The 16,359-nt window shown below is 61.8% G+C and carries 19 protein-coding genes; 10 read left to right on the forward strand and 9 right to left on the reverse strand.

Annotated features, from left to right (window positions below; all coding sequences use genetic code 11):
• Positions 1-18: 18 nt before the first annotated feature.
• The gene (gene cysZ, locus AO268_RS04240) at positions 19-774 is read right to left on the reverse strand and encodes a sulfate transporter CysZ (protein WP_029295586.1); all 756 of its coding nucleotides are present in this window, start codon (positions 772-774) and stop codon (positions 19-21) included.
• A gap of 293 nt (positions 775-1,067) precedes the next feature.
• On the opposite strand from cysZ, the gene trxB reads away from it, so the two are divergent.
• Positions 1,068-2,030, forward strand: coding sequence for a thioredoxin-disulfide reductase (gene trxB / locus AO268_RS04245; protein WP_076962830.1), 963 nt, complete (start codon positions 1,068-1,070; stop codon positions 2,028-2,030).
• Between the two features lie 182 nt (positions 2,031-2,212).
• Here trxB and AO268_RS04250 read toward each other — a convergent pair whose 3' ends face one another.
• The 5 genes from AO268_RS04250 to AO268_RS04270 all read right to left on the reverse strand — a co-directional run bounded on the left by AO268_RS04250 (position 2,213) and on the right by AO268_RS04270 (position 4,622).
• Positions 2,213-2,554 carry a HopJ type III effector protein gene (locus AO268_RS04250; RefSeq protein WP_076962829.1) on the reverse strand — a complete coding sequence of 114 codons (342 nt, stop codon included), beginning with the start codon at positions 2,552-2,554 and terminating at the stop codon, positions 2,213-2,215.
• Positions 2,547-2,843 carry a DUF1244 domain-containing protein gene (locus AO268_RS04255; RefSeq protein WP_057437796.1) on the reverse strand — a complete coding sequence of 99 codons (297 nt, stop codon included), beginning with the start codon at positions 2,841-2,843 and terminating at the stop codon, positions 2,547-2,549. Before AO268_RS04255 ends, AO268_RS04250 begins: the two co-directional genes overlap by 8 nt.
• A gap of 23 nt (positions 2,844-2,866) precedes the next feature.
• Positions 2,867-3,238 (reverse strand): dihydroneopterin triphosphate 2'-epimerase, encoded by a 372-nt coding sequence (folX, locus tag AO268_RS04260; RefSeq protein ID WP_076962827.1) that lies wholly within the window; start codon positions 3,236-3,238, stop codon positions 2,867-2,869.
• A gap of 54 nt (positions 3,239-3,292) precedes the next feature.
• Entirely contained in the window at positions 3,293-4,000 is a 708-nt protein-coding gene (gene folM / locus AO268_RS04265; RefSeq protein ID WP_099167975.1) for a dihydromonapterin reductase, read from the reverse strand.
• A gap of 61 nt (positions 4,001-4,061) precedes the next feature.
• The gene (locus AO268_RS04270; RefSeq protein ID WP_076962825.1) at positions 4,062-4,622 is read right to left on the reverse strand and encodes an antibiotic biosynthesis monooxygenase; all 561 of its coding nucleotides are present in this window, start codon (positions 4,620-4,622) and stop codon (positions 4,062-4,064) included.
• Between the two features lie 215 nt (positions 4,623-4,837).
• On the opposite strand from AO268_RS04270, the gene AO268_RS04275 reads away from it, so the two are divergent.
• The gene (locus tag AO268_RS04275) at positions 4,838-5,797 is read left to right on the forward strand and encodes a MerR family transcriptional regulator (protein WP_099167976.1); all 960 of its coding nucleotides are present in this window, start codon (positions 4,838-4,840) and stop codon (positions 5,795-5,797) included.
• A 2-nt stretch (positions 5,798-5,799) separates the two neighbouring features.
• On the opposite strand, the gene AO268_RS04280 is transcribed toward AO268_RS04275, so the two are convergent.
• Together AO268_RS04280 and AO268_RS04285 are read right to left on the reverse strand one after the other, a co-directional pair.
• A complete protein-coding gene (locus tag AO268_RS04280) occupies positions 5,800-6,405 on the reverse strand; it encodes a hypothetical protein (RefSeq protein ID WP_076962823.1) in 606 nt (201 codons plus the stop codon).
• A gap of 58 nt (positions 6,406-6,463) precedes the next feature.
• Entirely contained in the window at positions 6,464-6,931 is a 468-nt protein-coding gene (locus tag AO268_RS04285; protein WP_099167977.1) for a PAS domain-containing protein, read from the reverse strand.
• Positions 6,932-7,034: 103 nt separating this feature from the next.
• On the opposite strand from AO268_RS04285, the gene AO268_RS04290 reads away from it, so the two are divergent.
• Positions 7,035-7,490, forward strand: a complete 456-nt coding sequence (locus tag AO268_RS04290; protein ID WP_076962821.1) for a flavodoxin — start codon at positions 7,035-7,037, stop codon at positions 7,488-7,490.
• On the opposite strand, the gene AO268_RS04295 is transcribed toward AO268_RS04290, so the two are convergent.
• Entirely contained in the window at positions 7,471-8,367 is an 897-nt protein-coding gene (locus AO268_RS04295) for a LysR substrate-binding domain-containing protein (protein ID WP_076962820.1), read from the reverse strand. The two genes, AO268_RS04290 and AO268_RS04295, sit on opposite strands and share 20 nt — an antisense overlap.
• Before the next feature lie 92 nt (positions 8,368-8,459).
• Here AO268_RS04295 and AO268_RS04300 point away from each other — a divergent pair, with 92 nt between their 5' ends.
• From AO268_RS04300 to AO268_RS04330, 7 genes are all read left to right on the forward strand, one after another.
• Entirely contained in the window at positions 8,460-8,852 is a 393-nt protein-coding gene (locus tag AO268_RS04300) for a CidA/LrgA family protein (protein ID WP_076962819.1), read from the forward strand.
• Complete coding sequence (locus AO268_RS04305; protein ID WP_099167978.1) at positions 8,842-9,528, forward strand: LrgB family protein; 687 nt, start codon at positions 8,842-8,844, stop codon at positions 9,526-9,528. The genes AO268_RS04300 and AO268_RS04305 overlap by 11 nt, the downstream gene beginning before the upstream one ends.
• 152 nt (positions 9,529-9,680) lie before the next feature.
• Positions 9,681-10,463, forward strand: coding sequence for a class II aldolase/adducin family protein (locus tag AO268_RS04310; protein WP_099167979.1), 783 nt, complete (start codon positions 9,681-9,683; stop codon positions 10,461-10,463).
• Positions 10,463-11,407 carry an alpha/beta fold hydrolase gene (locus AO268_RS04315; protein ID WP_076962816.1) on the forward strand — a complete coding sequence of 315 codons (945 nt, stop codon included), beginning with the start codon at positions 10,463-10,465 and terminating at the stop codon, positions 11,405-11,407. The genes AO268_RS04310 and AO268_RS04315 overlap by 1 nt, the downstream gene beginning before the upstream one ends.
• Before the next feature lie 199 nt (positions 11,408-11,606).
• Positions 11,607-12,518, forward strand: a complete 912-nt coding sequence (locus AO268_RS04320; RefSeq protein WP_076962815.1) for an SDR family oxidoreductase — start codon at positions 11,607-11,609, stop codon at positions 12,516-12,518.
• 485 nt (positions 12,519-13,003) lie between these two features.
• Positions 13,004-14,794: a DUF1302 domain-containing protein gene (locus AO268_RS04325; RefSeq protein WP_076962814.1), complete on the forward strand. Its 1,791-nt coding sequence runs from the start codon at positions 13,004-13,006 to the stop codon at positions 14,792-14,794.
• Between the two features lie 27 nt (positions 14,795-14,821).
• A complete protein-coding gene (locus AO268_RS04330) occupies positions 14,822-16,189 on the forward strand; it encodes a DUF1329 domain-containing protein (protein ID WP_099167980.1) in 1,368 nt (455 codons plus the stop codon).
• The last annotated feature ends 170 nt before the right edge of the window (positions 16,190-16,359 follow it).

The following is a 16,359-nucleotide window of genomic DNA, read 5'->3' on the forward strand; positions in this document are numbered from 1 at the left end:
CCAGGTCAATCCATTGGGTCAGGGCTTTTGCGCCAGCATCGTTTCAGCGCCGCGTTCACGCACCCAGAACAACGTCGCCCCGGCCACCGCCGCCGGCATCATCAGCAGGTTGACCACCGGCACCAGCAGCACCAGGTAGACGATGCCGCCGAAGCTCATGCTCTGCCAGCGCTTCTGGCGCAGCCAGGCGAGCATTTCGTTCCAGCCCAGCTTGTGGTTGTCGGCCGGGTAGTCGATGTATTGGATCGCCATCATCCACACCCCGAACAGCAGCCACAGCGGTGCGGCAATCAGGTTGACCACCGGGATGAAGGACAGGATAAACAGGCCGATGGCCCGGGGCAGGAAATAGCCCAGCTTGCGCATTTCCCGGGCCAGGGTGCGCGGGACCATGGCGAACAGCTCGGCCCAGCTGAAGGCGGGGAAGTCATCGGTACCGCGCACCACCACTTCGACTTTCTCCGCAAGAAAGCCGTTAAACGGCGCGGCGATGATATTGGCGAGCATGGTGAAGCTGAAAAACACCATAAACGCCACCAGCAGCACAAACAGCGGCCACAGGATGTAGCTGAGGAAGCTCAGCCAGCTGGGCAGCGTCGGCATCAGGGTATCGACCCACAGGCTGAACTGATGGCCAGCGAAATAGATCAACCCGACGAACAATATCAGGTTGATCGCCAGGGGTAGCAGGACGAACAGGCGCAGGCCTGGGCTCAAGACCAGTTTCAGGCCTTCACGCAGGTATTGTGGGCCTGACAGAACGGGGGCGGGCATGGAAAAACTCCGGGCAAAAGGGCGAACGCGCCGACCTTACCGGCTTTGCCGGTAGGGTGAAAGCACGCTCAGCAAGCCGACATTAACGGTAACAAACATGTTGATTAATCGGTGTCACAGAATAGAGACCACCTATGAGCTGGATTGTTAATCCGTATTTCCTTAATCTTGCCCCCCTCTATACGCTGCACCCATTATTTTCAGGGCCTGCGAGTTCAAGCCTTCCCCAAGTGCTTCGCGGTCCTTTTTTATTCCAGCCGCTCTGTAGTCCGGGCGGTCGATAGGAGTGAGTCATGTCTGATACCCGTCATTCGCGAGTGATTATTCTCGGTTCCGGCCCTGCCGGTTACAGCGCTGCGGTCTACGCGGCCCGGGCCAACCTCAAGCCGTTGCTGATCACCGGCATGCAGGCGGGGGGTCAGTTGACCACCACCACTGAAGTCGACAACTGGCCGGGCGATGTCCACGGCCTGACCGGCCCGGTGCTGATGGAGCGTATGAAAGAACACGCCGAGCGTTTCGAGACCGAAATCGTCTTCGACCATATCAATGCCGTGGACTTCTCGAAAAAGCCCTACAGCCTGACCGGCGACAGCGGCGTGTACACCTGTGACGCGCTGATCATCGCCACCGGCGCCAGCGCCCGTTACCTGGGCCTGCCATCGGAAGAAGCGTTCATGGGCAAGGGCGTTTCCGCCTGCGCGACCTGCGACGGCTTCTTCTATCGCAACAAGCCGGTGGCCGTGGTCGGGGGTGGTAACACCGCTGTAGAAGAGGCACTGTACCTGGCCAACATCGCCAGCACTGTGACCCTGGTGCACCGCCGCGAAACCTTCCGCGCCGAGAAGATCCTGATCGACAAGCTGCACGCGCGGGTTGCCGAAGGCAAGATCATCCTCAAGCTCAACGCCACCCTGGATGAAGTCCTGGGCGACACCATGGGCGTGACCGGTGCGCGCCTGAAAAACAACGATGGCAGCTTTGACGAGCTGAAAGTCGACGGCGTGTTCATCGCCATTGGCCACACCCCGAACACCTCGTTGTTTGAAGGCAAGCTGACCGCCAAAGACGGTTACCTGGTGGTGCAGGGCGGCCGTGAAGGCAATGCCACCGCGACCAACCTCGAAGGCATCTTTGCCGCCGGCGACGTGGCTGACCACGTCTACCGCCAGGCCATCACCTCGGCCGGCGCCGGCTGCATGGCGGCCCTGGATGCCGAGCGTTACCTCGATGGCTTGAAAGACGTTTCCTGCTAAAGCGCTGCACTCAAAAAACCGGCTGCGAGGCCGGTTTTTTTATGGGCGGGATTTGATAAGTACCGCCATTCAAATGTGGGAGCGGGCTTGCTCGCGATAGCGGTGTATCAGAAACACAGACAGTGACTGACACTCCGCTATCGCGAGCAAGCCCGCTCCCACATTTTGGGTCGGTGTTTGGCTCAGGATTTTCGAGTCAGGGGCTGGGCGCTGAACTTCACACCCGCCAACCCATGCTCGATCAACGCGCGGATATTGCCGTGATCCGTGCCCTCAGGCGTCGCCAACACCGAACGGTAATGCTCACCGAACGCCAGCAAAGCCTGCTGGTCGCTCAAGCCTTCCAGCAGCGCCAGGCCCAGGGTCTTGCATGAGCCTTCGTTCTGCCCGGCGGCGTTTTCTACGCCGCCGTTGCTGAAGGCCTGTGGCTGGTAGTCGTAGCCGGCGGCAATAAAGGCCAGGGTGTCGGCAAACGCGTGTGCGCCGCTGTCGAGGCTGGCGCGCAGGGTGTTCAGGTCAGTCATGGGGTTTTCCTTTGGCAAACGCCGCTTGTTGTTCGGCGCTGGCTTCTTGCTGGTATTGGGCTTTCCACTCGGCATACGGCATGCCGTAGACCACTTCGCGGGCATCATCGAGGCTGACCTCGATCTGGCGTTCGTCGGCTTCGGCCTTGTACCACTTGGACAGGCAGTTGCGGCAGAAGCCGGCGAGGTTCATCAGGTCGATATTCTGCACGTCCTTGCGGCTGTCCAGGTGGGCGACCAGCCGGCGAAAGGCGGCGGCTTCAAGTTCCAGGCGTTGTTGATCGGTCATGGGATTCACACAGATTCAGGGGATTAGCGGCTGGCCGCCAGGGTAATCGACACCGACTCGGCAAAGCGCAGCGCATGGGGCTTGTCGACTTCGACCTCGGCATACAGCACCGACTCATTGCCCATCACCAGGTCCAGCAGTTCCTGGGTCAGGCGTTCGAGCAGGGCAAAGCGGTTGCCTTCGACGTGGGCGATGATGGCCTTGGTGATGGTGCGGTAGTTCAAGGCGTGGTCGATGTCATTGTCGCGCACGGCGTCTTGTGCGGCATACAGGATGGTCAGGTTGATCAACACATCCTGCTTGTTGAGGATCTCATCCTCGTTGATGCCAATGAAGGTACGCAGACACAGGTCCTTGACCCGGATGCGCGCCATACCTGGTTGAAGTTGTGGCATTGCTACTTGCTCCATCCAATCAGTTGCAGGAACCCCAGCGGCTGGTGTTCGGGTTTACTTGACATGTCGCCCGCCGTTGACGGTCAGGGTGGTGCCGGTCACATAAGGGTTGTCCAGCAGGTAACGCACACTCTGGTAAATCACCTCGGGCCCGGGTTCGATGCCCAGTGCCGACTTGGCCAGGACCTTGGCGCGATAGGTCGCGTCGTCGCCGTCGTTGAACATCACCATGGCCGGCGAGATGCCATTGACCTTGACCCGGGGCGCGTAGTGGGCGGCGAAGGACAGGGTCAGGCTGTCGAGCCCGGCCTTGCTGGCACAGTAGGCAATATGCTGGCGGCTGCCCTTGCGGGTCACGTCGTCGCTGATGTGCACAATGTCGGCCGGCACCGAGTGGTGCAACAAGTCTGCACAATGCAGGTTGATCAGGTACGGCGCAAGCATGTGCACACTGAACATATCGATAAAGGCATGGGCTTCGTCACCGGGTGTTTCGGCGGCCCAGGTCGAGGCATTGTGGATGATTGCCCGCAGGCGGTCGGTATGGGTCTTGAGTTCGCTGATGAAGGCCAGGATGCCGTCCTCGCAGGAAAAGTCGGCAAACACGCCAATTGCGCCACGCTCGCGCAGGGCCTGTACGCCGGGGCGTTCACTGCGATAGCTGAAGATCACCGGCTGGTTGTCGTCCAGCAGGCGCAGGGCGCAGTGCAGGCCGACACGTTGGCCGGCACCGGTAATCAGGATCGGGGCGGGAGAGGTCATGGGAGGCTCGGGTCGCTGGCAGGCTAAAACTATACCAGCGCCCGGCCTGTTGCGGCTCGGCTCAAACGGTGGCTTCGGCAGGTTTTACCCGCTGCGGGGCAGGATTGAGCCAGCCTGCCAGCAAATGGGTGGACAGCGGAATGAACAGATAGACCATCAACGGCGTCAGGGCCAGGGTGCTGACCAGCACACGGCTGAACAGGCCCAGCTCGGCCAACAGTGGCTCAAGGCCAAAATTGAACAGCAACGACACCGGAAAAAACGCCAGCCAGATCGCCACGGCCTGTTTCCAGCGCGGTGGGCGCTGGCCCACGGCACCAAACCAGCCTTCCATGCCGCTGACGCGATGCTCCATGGGGTCGGCAAACAATTCGCTGCCACGGCCCAGCCAGGCGCTGCGCGAGGCCGAGAACTCCCAGGCGTGCAGGGTCTGCTCGTCGGCGAAGCGGAAGATGATCTGGAATTCGCCACCGTCGGCGGGCGGTGCAAGCACGCCGGAACCCAGGTAGCCGGGGAAGTCAGTGGCCAGTTGCTCGCCTTCGCGCAGCCAGCTCATCATGTCCTGATAGCGGCCTTGGGCAGCGCGGCGCGCAACCATCAAGGTGACGGGGAGGGTAGACATTGTGTATCTCCGAATGTGTGGGCGCGCAGCACCGGGTAGGTGGCGTCCCTGGCGAAGCCGCGGGGGTAGGGCGGCGACGCAAAAAAAACAGGCAAGGATTATTCCTGATTTGACGAAATACGCCAGCGACATTGGACCGCTGGCCGGGTCCCTTGAAAAAGACAGGTATAAAAGCGTTAAATGGGATCCAAGTTCGTATAAGTTTTGGTCCCGCGATGCCTGTAATCACAGCACCCTTCCAAGGTATTGAGCCAGGCGCTCTATGCGCGGCAGATGAGTTGTTCCCGATTCGCGAAGTCGCGAGATTGACAGGAATCAACCCGGTCACCCTGCGGGCCTGGGAGCGGCGTTATGGCTTGATCCAGCCGATTCGCACCGAAAGCGGGCATCGCCTGTACACGCAGAAGGACATCGAGACGGTTCATCGCATCCTGGACTGGATCGAACGCGGGGTCGCAGTGAGCAAAGTCGGCAGGATCCTCGCACGTGACGATGCGCAAGCGTCTTCCCTGCGCACGTTGCAGGAAGGCGACGGTCAGCATGAGTGGGTCCAGTGGCAGCAGCAGTTGCAGCTCGCCATCGGCGCGTTTGATGACCGGCAACTGGAGCGCCTGTACGGGCAGATTTTTGCGGCGTACCCCGCCGTCGTGGTGTTCCAGGACATCCTGATGCCCCTTTGGCACCAGTTGTTGCGCCATCAGGGGCGTTTCGGCCAAGCCAGCGAATGGCTGTTTTTCGATAGTTTCCTGCGCGCGCGGATTGTCCAGCGCCTGCAGGTCGCTCGTGCTGGCCGCACGCCGCAGGTATTGCTGGCAGCCATTGCCGGCGAATGCCGAGAGCTGGAGTTGCTGGTGGCGGGGCTTATGCTCAGCGGTGATGAACTGGCGGTTCATGTGCTGAGCGTGGGCCACCCCTTGGATGAGTTGACGCTGGTCTGCGAGAAGATCCGCCCGCAGGTGCTGGTGCTGTTCTCCAACCGTTCACCGAGCCATGAGCTACCCAAGCGGTTGGAGCGGTTGGCCCTGACCCTGGAATGCCCGTTGCTGCTGGCCGGTGATGCCTCGGACATGGCCGAACAGCAACTGGCAGGGACTGCCATCGGCTGCCTGGGCAATGAAGGGCGCTTGATGCCGCGGCGCTTGCAGCAGTTTCTCAGTGGAACCCTGGCTACCTGAGATCAGGCATGCACTTCGGGGTGGGCCAGGCGATGCTGTTGCAGGATGAACTGGCGCAGGCGCTCGGTTTCATCCACATCCCCCTGGTTCAGGCGGTAGGCAAACAGGCCACGCGCCGTTTCGCGCTCCAGGGTGCCACGCACCGCAATCCGTTCGTAGCCGGATGGGCTGAACCACATCGAGAACGTGCGTGGTGGTTTGCTGCGGCCCCGGCACTGCACCAGCAGGCCCTTGAACGAGACTTCATGCACCCACAACACACCCGGCTGGCCCTTGACGTTTTCCAGGGCCACCGGTTCTTCGAGCACCAGGCGCCAGGGCCGGATCATCGGCCCGTCCTCGAAAATGCTCGGCACCCCAAGGCGCAAGTGCAGGGCATGGAACTCGTCTTCCACCAGTTGCAGTGGAAAGGTCATTTGCTGGTTATCGAACTGCGCCTGGATCGTCACATGCTCATGGGCCGCCAGGCGCGTGAGCAGGTCGCGGATCTGCGCGCCGCCGTTGACCGTCAGGCTCGACGACACATCCCGCACATTAAGCTGCGGGTTGTGGTGCATGTTCTGGATGAAGTCCAGCTCGTCCTGGGTCAAAAGCGCGTCGCGTTGCATTGATGTGGCTCAAGGAAATGCGTGATTAAACTGATTATCACCCTAAAGACCGTGTTTTCTAAAGTTTGTTAGATCCGCTCGTCGCACTGAGCGCGTCCAGCTCGGCTGTAAGCTGCGCCACCTGGGCTTCGAGCTTGGCAATACGCTGCTGGGCCTTGACCTGAACCGTTACATCTTTTTGCACGCCGACGAAGTAAGTCTGCCCATCCGCCTGGTTGTAAACCGTCGATAATGACAGTTCATTCCAGAAGTGCGTGCCGTCCTGGCGGTAGTTGCGCAGGATTTCCCGGCAGGCGCCGCCACTGTCCAGGGCTTCGCGAATAGCCATCAGGGCCGGCTGGTCGCGGTCGCCCGACTGCAGGAAGCGGCAATCCTGGTAAAGGATGTCGTCCAGGCTGTAGCCGGTCAGGCGTTCAAAGGCCGGGTTCACGTAAATCAGGGGCTTGTCCTTGCCTTCCCTTTCGGCCACAACGATCCCGTCGTTGGAGGCGTTGATGACTATCTGCATCAGCTTGGCGTTGATCATTGAGCGGTCCATGGCGTGTTTGTGGATTTCTGAGTGTAGGGCAGCCCACCCGGCCGCCAACTGTTAATATCCCAGGTTTTCACTCAACTACAGGATCAGATTGATGAAAGTCGCCATCCTTTCCGGCTCGGTCTATGGCACGGCAGAAGAAGTTGCCCGCCACGCCATGGGTATTCTCAACGCCGCCGGTTTCGAGGCCTGGCACAACTCGCGGGCGACCCTGGCCGATGTGCAGGCCTTCGCCCCGGACGCCTTGCTGGCCGTCACCTCCACCACCGGCATGGGCGAATTGCCCGATAACCTGCAGCCTTTGTATTCGACCATCCGCGACCAACTGCCCGCCGCCTGGCGCGGTTTGCCGGGCGCGGTGATCGGCCTGGGCGACGCCAGCTACGGCGACACCTTCTGCGGCGGCGGCGAGCAGATGCGCGAGTTGTTCGCTGAGTTGGGCGTGCGCGAAGTGCTGCCAATGCTGCGCCTGGATGCCAGCGAAAGCGTCACCCCGGAAGCAGACGCCGAGCCCTGGCTGGCAGAGCTGGTCACGGCACTGCGCGGCTGATCGGGTACTCGCGCAAAAGCGCGAGCCAGGCCTGGGCGGCTTTCGACAGATAGGCGCCCTTGCGCCAGATAAAGGCGATATCCCAGCGTAGGAAATCGGGGGCCCTGAGGGTCAGGCGCACTACACCTGGGCGCTCCAGGCCGCGCGCGACCACGCTGGGCAACAGCACCACGCCCTGGCCTGCGGCCACCAAGGCGACGAGAAAATCCGCCTGACCGCTGCGCCCACTTTCCCGGGGCGTGAAGCCCAGTTGCTGGCAGGCCTGGAGCAACCGGTCGTTGAGCACAAAGCTGCGCTGGTACATCAAGAACGGCGTGTCGGCCAATTGCTCCAGGCCAATCTGCGTGTGCCGCGCCAGCGGATGGTCCAGGGGCAGCAGCGCATCCAGCGGTTCATCACAGAACGCCTGCCAGGCAAACGCCGGGTCGGTGGGCAACAGGCTGCCGCCGATGTCCAGCTCACCGGCGAGGATGGCCTGCTCGATATTGCGGCTGCCGCCCTCAAGCAACTGGATGCTGACATTGGGATAGCGCCGGCGATATTCGGCAAACAGCCCGGCAAACAGGGTATCGCCCCCCAGTTGCGGCAGGCCCATGCGCAGCTCGCCACGGGTCAATTGATTCAGGTCGTCCAGCTCGCTCACCAGCTCGGTCTGCAGGCGCAACATGGCTTCGGCCCGTTGCAGCACCACCTGCCCGGCGGCGGTCAGGCGCACGTGCGGGCCGATGCGGTCGAGCAGAGGCGTACCCAGGCTGTGTTCCAGTTGTGCCACCTGCTTGCTCACGGCGGACTGGCTGATATGCAGGGTTTTCCCGGCCTGGGTAAAACCGCCCCGGTGCACCACTTCGATAAAACTGCGCAGCTGTTTGAATTCCATTGCACTAATTCCAGTTTGGAATGGCTTGCAGTCTAACAATTCGCTTTGGGGATGCCAGGGGGCTCTTTAAAATAAGGGCCTGCGAGGAACCCATGTCTATTAAACGTTTCACCTTCAAACACCTGGGCCGGCTGCTGGTTGAGCTGCTGGTATTGCTGGCGATTTACCTGCTGGGCTGCCAAGTGGCCGTATGGCTGGCGTGGCCGATCCCCGGCGGGGTGATTGGCCTGGGCCTGCTGCTGCTGGTGTTCGCCAGTGGCCTGATCAAACCGGCGGCCCTGCAATTGGGCGCTGGCCTGCTGATGGCGGAGATGTTGTTGTTCTTTATCCCGGCCTTGATGAGCCTGCTTGATTACGGCGGCCTGCTGCGCCATGACGGCTGGCGGATCATGCTGGTGATCGCCCTCAGTACCCTGATGGTGATGCTGGTCACGGCGTTTACCGTCGAACTGGTCTGCCGCTGGAAGCTGCGCCATGAAGCTTGAATGGATGCCACTGTTCTGGCTGGCCCTGACCCTGCTGACCTATGGTTTGAGCCGCTGGCTCTACCGGCGTACCGGGCGCTACCTGCTGTCGCCGCTGATTTTGGTGCCCGCGCTGCTGCTGGCGGTGGCCGTGCCGCTGAACACCGCCTATGCCGAGTACGCCACCGACACCCATTGGCTGATGCAGGTATTGGGCCCGGTCACGGTGGCATTCGCCATCCCGATCTGGCAGCAGCGCCAACTGTTGATGCGGCACTGGTCGGCGTTGCTCCTGGGGATGCTGGCCGGTAGCGCCGCGTCCATCGGCACCTCCTTCGGCCTGGCCAGGGCGTTGGCCCTGGACAGCGCGGTGACGATGTCGTTGGTGCCGCGCTCGATCACCACGCCCTTTGCCATGCCCCTGGCCCACGACCTGGGGGGCGTGCCGGAACTGACGGCGGTGTTCGTGATGTTCACCGGCGTGTTCGGCGCCATGCTCGGCGGGGTGCTGCTCAAGTGGTTGCCGTTGCGCAGTGCCCTGGCGCGCGGTGCATTGTTTGGGGTGGGCGCCCACGGGGCCGGTGTCAGCCGCGCCCATGAAGTGGGCGGCGAAGAAGGCTCGGTGGCCGGGCTGGTGATGGTCCTGACCGGCTTGCTCAACCTGTTTGCCGCGCCTTTATTGGCGTTGCTTCTCTGACACCACATTGTACGAATCCGAACTATCCTCACAATTGACCCGCTCGGTCATCAAGCTGGCTGCCAACGCAACTACAGCAGGCCCGAGCTCTGACTAGACTGGCCCCTCAGCCCAAAAAACAATAAGAACACCACCGCGTCGAGGTCCTTGCCGTGAGCCTAGCCCCCGTTCAATCGACACAGAGTGTAAAAGACCAGGTCAGCGCCGCCGAATGGCAGGCCCGTATCGACCTGGCCGCCTGCTATCGCCTGGTGGCCATGCATGGCTGGGATGATCTGATTTTCACCCATATCTCGGCCAAGGTGCCGGGCACCGAAGACTTCCTGATCAACCCGTTCGGGCTGATGTTCCACGAAATCACCGCCTCCAGCCTGGTCAAGGTCGATCAGGCCGGCAACAAGCTGATGGACAGCCCCTACGACATCAACCCGGCGGGCTACACCATCCACAGCGCGGTCCACGAAGTACGCCACGACGTGGCCTGCGTGCTGCACACCCATACCGCAGCCGGCGTGGCCGTATCGGCGCAGAAGCAGGGCGTGCTGCCCATTAGCCAGCAGTCGCTGTTCGTGCTGTCGAGCCTGGCCTATCACGCCTACGAAGGCGTGGCGCTGAACCACGAGGAAAAGGCCCGCCTGCAAGCCGACCTGGGGCCGAACCATTTCCTGATGCTGCACAACCATGGCCTGCTGACCTGCGGCTCGACCATCGCCGATACCTTCCTGATGATGTTCACCTTCCAGCGCGCCTGCGACATCCAGGTGCTGGCGCAAAACGGCGGGGCCGAATTGATCGCCATCGAACCGCAGATTCTGGCGGGGGCCAAGGCGATGATTGCCGGCGTGACCAAGAGCGCCCAAGGCATGGGCGGCGCATTGGCCTGGCCGGCGCTGCTGCGCAAGCTCGATCAACACGACCCTGGATACCGACTCTGATGCCACTGGCCGAAATCCCCCTGAGTGCCTGGCGCAAGCGTGGGCAGAGTTTTGTGTTTCGCGGGCAGACCATCCGTTACTGGGTGGCGGGGCAGGGTCAACCCTTGCTGCTGATCCACGGCTTTCCCAGCGCCAGTTGGGACTGGCATTACCTGTGGCAGCCCCTGGCCCAGCGTTATCAGGTGATCGCCTGCGACATGCTCGGCTTCGGCGACTCGGCCAAGCCTCTGGACCACACCTATTGCCTGTTGGAACAGGCCGACCTGCAAGAAGCCCTGCTGGCCCATCTGCGGATCCAGCAGCCGGTGCATGTCATGGCCCATGACTACGGTGACAGCGTGGCCCAGGAACTGCTCGCCCGGCACTACGAGGGGCGGTTCCAGCTGGCCAGTTGTGTGTTTCTCAATGGCGGGCTGTTCCCCGAGACCCATCGCGCGGCGCTGGTGCAAAAACTGTTGCTCAGCCCCTTGGGGTGGATGATCGGCCGTGCATTCGGGCGCAACGCCCTGGCCGACAGCTTCAAGCAGATCTTCGGCCCCGACACCCGCCCCAGCGAAAGCGCGCTGGATGACTTCTGGAGCCTGATCGAAAACAACGATGGCCCGCGGATCCTGCATAAACTCATCGCCTACATCCCCCAGCGCCGCCGCCAACGCGAGCGCTGGGTGGCGGCCATGCAGCGCGGCGAAGTGCCGTTGCGGGTGATCGATGGCGAAGTCGACCCGATCTCCGGCGCGCACATGGTCGCGCGTTACCGCGAGTTGATAGCGGATGCCGACACGGTGTTGCTGGCCAAGATCGGCCACTACCCACAGATCGAAGCGCCGGTGCAGGTGCTCAAGCATTACCTGGCGTTTCGCGAGGGCATTGAAAGCAACCAAGATCGCCTATGGGAACTGGCTTGTGTAGGAGCTGGCTTGCCTGCGATGGGCACACCTCGGTAAATCAGTTGTACCGAGGTGATGCAATCGCAGGCAAGCCAGCTCCCACACAAGCCAGTTCCCACACCAACCAGCCTCTATGACCTGTCCGATCATCCCTGTGCCTTATTGCGCACCATTCACCCCCGCCCGTATTTATTGTGACCACAAGCCCCGTGCCTGACACTCAACCCATCGTCCACTGTCTTCGCTGGAGTTCCCTATGAGTGAGTCTGTGCAGTTCCAAGATAAAGTCGTGATCGTCACCGGGGCCGGGGGTGGCTTGGGGCGTGCCCATGCGCTGCTGTTCGCCAGGCACGGGGCCAGGGTGCTGGTCAACGACCTTGGCGGCTCGACTCAGGGCGAAGGCGCCAATGCCTCGGCGGCCGACCGCGTGGTGGCCGAGATCCGCGAGGCCGGTGGGATTGCCGAGGCCAACCACGATTCGGTGACCGATGGCGAAAAGATCGTGCAGCACGCTCTCGACGTGTTTGGCCGCATCGACGTGGTGGTGAACAACGCCGGGATCCTGCGTGACAAGACCTTCCATAAAATGGAGGACGGCGACTGGGACCTGGTGTACCGCGTGCACGTCGAAGGTGCCTACAAAGTGACCCGCGCCGCCTGGCCGCATCTGCGCGAGCAAGGCTATGGCCGGGTGATTTTCACCGCCTCCACGTCGGGCATCTACGGCAACTTCGGCCAGTCCAACTATGGCATGGCCAAGCTCGGCCTGTATGGCCTGACCCGCACCCTGGCGCTGGAAGGGCGCAAGAACAACATCCTGGTCAATGCCATCGCGCCCACGGGCGGTACGCGCATGACCGAAGGCCTGATCCCGCCACAGGTGTTCGAGCGCCTCAAGCCCGAGCTGGTCAGCCCGCTGGTGGTGTACCTGGGCAGCGAGGCCTGCCAGGAAACCTCGGGGCTGTTTGAAGTGGGCGGCGGCTGGATCGGCAAGACCCGCTGGGAGCGCAGCCTGGGCGTGGGGTTTGATCCCGAGGCGGGCTTCTCGCCAGAGGATGTGGCGGCGCACTGGCAGCAGATCTGCAACTTTGAAGGGGCGGCCCATCCCAAGGACAATATCGAAGCCTTGAAGGAGATGATGGACAACCTGCACAAATACAGCCTCTGATCATTACCTGAAAAACAGTCAATCCTGCGGGGCGCTGATGGCGCCCCGCTGTATTTCAGGCATAAAAAAGGCCGCTGCATACGCAGCGGCCGAAGTAAGACGTTGGATCAAGGAGCTACAAATCAACGTCAGTGAACACCGGTAACAGACTGAAAATACGCTTCAATCCAGCAAAAAGTGGCTTCAGGTAATCAGTAGGATTGTCCTGAAAGCCCGGTAAGAATAGTCCCTTGTAACGGAATAGAGAATACTGATTCAGGACAAGGACTGTTACCAAATCAACAACAGTACCTGCCCCTGTAGGCGCGGGGGTATCCATTCGCTTGATGGCGCTCTATCCACTGTGTCGATAGCCCCGCCAATACCCACGCTAGAGCCTGTGTTAATCCTTTCGAGCGACACAACGAATACCTCCTTGGTGCGCTTATCGCTCCTGATGGCGGGCAGTAGGGTGGGGCCTTCTGTCACACCACCGGGGAAGACGCATGACAAAAACAACAATGCGCGCCATCTTCAGGCCACAGGCGCTGGCCGCTGCGGTTGCTTTGGGGTGCTGCGTCCAGGCGCAGGCTGTTTCATTCAATATTGGCGAGATCGAGGGGCAATTCGATTCGTCGCTGTCGGTCGGGGCCAGTTGGGGCATGCGCGATGCCGACCGCAAGCTGGTGGGCACGGTCAATGGCGGCAGTGGCCAGGCCTCTACCGGGGATGACGGGCGCCTGAACTTCAAGAAGGGCGAGACCTTCTCGAAAATCTTCAAGGGCCTGCACGACCTGGAGCTCAAGTACGGCGATACCGGTGTGTTTGTGCGGGGCAAATACTGGTACGACTTCGAGCTCAAGGACGAAGACCGCGAGTTCAAGCCGATCAGCGACCACAACCGCAAGGAAGGCGCCAAGTCCAGCGGGGCGCAGATCCTCGATGCCTTCGTCTATCACAACTATTCCCTGGGCGACCTGCCGGGCACCGTGCGTGCCGGTAAACAGGTGGTCAGCTGGGGCGAAAGTACCTTCATCGGCAACTCCATCAACAGCATCAACCCCATCGACGTCTCGGCCTTCCGCCGACCGGGCGCCGAGATCAAGGAAGGCCTGATTCCAGTCAACATGCTGTTCGCCTCCCAGGGCCTGACCAACCAACTGACAGTGGAAGGTTTCTACCAGTTGGAATGGGACCAGACCGTGCTGGACAACTGCGGCACCTACTTTGGTGGCGACGTGGCGGCCGATGGCTGCACCGACAACTACACCGTCGGCAGCCCGGCGATCCGCCCGCTGCAACCGGTGGCCGCCGCGTTCGGCCAGGGTTTTGGCGTCGCCAACGAGGGGGTGATCGTACGCCGCGCCGCCGACCGTGACGCACGGGATTCCGGGCAGTTCGGCATGGCCTTGCGCTGGCTGGGCGATGACACCGAGTACGGCCTGTACTTCATGAACTACCACAGCCGCACGCCGACCGTGGGCACCCTTACGGCCAACACCAACCTGGCGACCATTGGCAATATCATCAATGCGGCCAACGGCATTGCCCCCGGCAGTGGCGCGGGCCTGGCGCAGAGCGTGATGCTCGGGCGCGGCCAGTATTACCTGGATTACCCGGAAGATATCCGCCTGTACGGCGCCAGCTTCGCCACGACCCTGCCCACCGGCACGGCCTGGACCGGGGAAATCAGCTACCGCCCCAACGCCCCGGTGCAACTCAACACCACCGACCTGACCCTGGCCCTGGTCAACCCGATAGCCGGCAACGCCGCGTCGCCGATCAAAAGCTCATTCGGTGCCGACAACGCCGGCTACCGGCGCAAGGAAATCACCCAGTTCCAGACCACCATGACGCAGTTTTTCGACCAGGTGCTGGGCGCCGAACGCCTGACCGTGGTGGGCGAGGCGGCCATCGTGCGGGTGGGCGGGCTGGAGAACAAAACCAAGCTGCGCTACGGCCGCGATTCGGTCTACGGCCAATACGGCTTTGGCGGAGACACCGACGGTTTCGTCACGGCCACCTCCTGGGGTTATCGCGCCCGGGCGATCCTCGACTACAACAACGTGATCGCCGGGATCAACCTCAAGCCCAACCTGTCCTGGTCCCATGACGTCAAGGGTTATGGCCCCAACGGCCTGTTCAACGAAGGGGCCAAGGCCCTCAGCGTCGGGGTCGATGCGGACTACCGCAACACCTACACCGCGAGCCTGAGCTACACCGACTTTTTTGGCGGTGACTACAACACCCTGACCGACCGTGACTTCCTCGCCCTCAGCTTCGGCGTGAACTTCTGATTTGGCTTAAAAAGAAGGACAACAACCATGCGTAAAGTGATTTTGCAGTGCGGCGTACTGGCCCTCAGCCTGTTGGCCGCCAACGTGATGGCCGCGGTGTCTGTGGAGGAAGCCGCCAAGCTCGGCACCACCCTGACCCCGGTGGGCGCCGAGAAGGCCGGCAATGCCGATGGCTCGATCCCGGCCTGGACCGGTGGCCTCCCGAAAAACGCCGGCGCGGTGGACAGCAAGGGCTTTTTGGCCGACCCGTTCGCCAATGAAAAACCGCTGTTCGTGATCACCGCGGCCACGGTCGACAAGTACAAGGACAAACTGTCGGATGGCCAGGTGGCGATGTTCAAACGCTACCCCGAGACCTATAAAATCCCGGTCTACCCCACCCACCGCACGGTCAACCTGCCCGACGCTATCTACGAATCGATCAAGCGCAGCGCGCTGAACGTCAAGGCGATCAACGACGGCAACGGCCTGGAGAACTTCACCGGCAACCGCTACTACGCCTTCCCGATTCCGAAGAATGGCGTCGAGGTGTTGTGGAACCACATCACCCGCTACCACGGCGGCAACCTGCGGCGCATCATCACTCAGGCCACACCGCAGACCAACGGCAGCTACACGCCGATCCGCTTCGAGGAAGAAGTGGCGGTGCCGCAGCTGATCCCGGATATGGACCCGGCCAAGGGCGCCAACGTGCTGACCTTCTTCAAGCAGTCGGTCACCGCGCCCGCGCGCCTGGCGGGTAACGTGCTGCTGGTGCACGAAACCCTCGACCAGGTGAAGGAGCCGCGCCTGGCGTGGATCTACAACGCCGGCCAACGCCGCGTGCGCCGTGCACCGCAAGTGGCCTACGACGGGCCGGGCACCGCCTCCGACGGCCTGCGCACCTCGGATAACTTCGACATGTTCTCCGGCGCGCCAGACCACTACGACTGGAAACTGGTGGGCAAGAAGGAAATGTACATTCCCTACAACGCCTACAAGCTTGATTCGCCGTCCCTCAAGTACGACGACATCATCAAGGCCGGCCACATCAACCAGGACCTGACCCGCTACGAGCTGCACCGGGTCTGGGAAGTGGTGGGCACGGTCAAGCCCAGCGAACGGCACATCTACGCCAAGCGCCACATGTACCTCGACGAAGACAGCTGGCAGGTGGCGCTGGTGGACCACTATGACGGCCGTGGCCAACTGTGGCGCGTGGCCGAAGGCCATGCGCAGTTCTACTACCACCACCAGACCCCGGCCTACACCGTCGAGACCCTGTACGACCTCATCGCCGGCCGCTACATCGCCCTGGGCATGAAGAACGAAGAGAAGAGCAGCTTCGTGTTCGGCTTCAACGCCAAGGCGGCGGACTACACTCCGGCGGCCTTGCGCGCCTCGGGCGTACGCTGATCTAAGGTTGTAAACCCAATCACTGTGGGAGCTGGCTTGCCTGCGATGGCGGTGGACCAGGCAAAACCCATCAACCTGACCCACCGCCATCGCAGGCAAGCCAGCTCCCACATAGGGCGTGTTTTAACCTGTCAATCCTGTGCCGGGCTCAAATGAAGCCCGGCTTTTTT

The organism is Pseudomonas sp. ICMP 8385, from assembly GCF_002699915.1.
GTDB classification, from domain to species: Bacteria; Pseudomonadota; Gammaproteobacteria; order Pseudomonadales; family Pseudomonadaceae; genus Aquipseudomonas; species Aquipseudomonas gessardii.

Bases quoted from the DNA above. Each gene is read 5' to 3' on its own strand.
- cysZ (WP_029295586.1), bottom strand. From the start codon at position 774: ATGCCCGCCCCCGTTCTGTCAGGCCCACAATACCTGCGTGAAGGCCTG.
- trxB (WP_076962830.1), top strand. From the start codon at position 1,068: ATGTCTGATACCCGTCATTCGCGAGTGATTATTCTCGGTTCCGGCCCT.
- AO268_RS04250 (WP_076962829.1), bottom strand. From the start codon at position 2,554: ATGACTGACCTGAACACCCTGCGCGCCAGCCTCGACAGCGGCGCACAC.
- AO268_RS04255 (WP_057437796.1), bottom strand. From the start codon at position 2,843: ATGACCGATCAACAACGCCTGGAACTTGAAGCCGCCGCCTTTCGCCGG.
- folX (WP_076962827.1), bottom strand. From the start codon at position 3,238: ATGCCACAACTTCAACCAGGTATGGCGCGCATCCGGGTCAAGGACCTG.
- folM (WP_099167975.1), bottom strand. From the start codon at position 4,000: ATGACCTCTCCCGCCCCGATCCTGATTACCGGTGCCGGCCAACGTGTC.
- AO268_RS04270 (WP_076962825.1), bottom strand. From the start codon at position 4,622: ATGTCTACCCTCCCCGTCACCTTGATGGTTGCGCGCCGCGCTGCCCAA.
- AO268_RS04275 (WP_099167976.1), top strand. From the start codon at position 4,838: ATGCCTGTAATCACAGCACCCTTCCAAGGTATTGAGCCAGGCGCTCTA.
- AO268_RS04280 (WP_076962823.1), bottom strand. From the start codon at position 6,405: ATGCAACGCGACGCGCTTTTGACCCAGGACGAGCTGGACTTCATCCAG.
- AO268_RS04285 (WP_099167977.1), bottom strand. From the start codon at position 6,931: ATGATCAACGCCAAGCTGATGCAGATAGTCATCAACGCCTCCAACGAC.
- AO268_RS04290 (WP_076962821.1), top strand. From the start codon at position 7,035: ATGAAAGTCGCCATCCTTTCCGGCTCGGTCTATGGCACGGCAGAAGAA.
- AO268_RS04295 (WP_076962820.1), bottom strand. From the start codon at position 8,367: ATGGAATTCAAACAGCTGCGCAGTTTTATCGAAGTGGTGCACCGGGGC.
- AO268_RS04300 (WP_076962819.1), top strand. From the start codon at position 8,460: ATGTCTATTAAACGTTTCACCTTCAAACACCTGGGCCGGCTGCTGGTT.
- AO268_RS04305 (WP_099167978.1), top strand. From the start codon at position 8,842: ATGAAGCTTGAATGGATGCCACTGTTCTGGCTGGCCCTGACCCTGCTG.
- AO268_RS04315 (WP_076962816.1), top strand. From the start codon at position 10,463: ATGCCACTGGCCGAAATCCCCCTGAGTGCCTGGCGCAAGCGTGGGCAG.
- AO268_RS04320 (WP_076962815.1), top strand. From the start codon at position 11,607: ATGAGTGAGTCTGTGCAGTTCCAAGATAAAGTCGTGATCGTCACCGGG.
- AO268_RS04325 (WP_076962814.1), top strand. From the start codon at position 13,004: ATGACAAAAACAACAATGCGCGCCATCTTCAGGCCACAGGCGCTGGCC.
- AO268_RS04330 (WP_099167980.1), top strand. From the start codon at position 14,822: ATGCGTAAAGTGATTTTGCAGTGCGGCGTACTGGCCCTCAGCCTGTTG.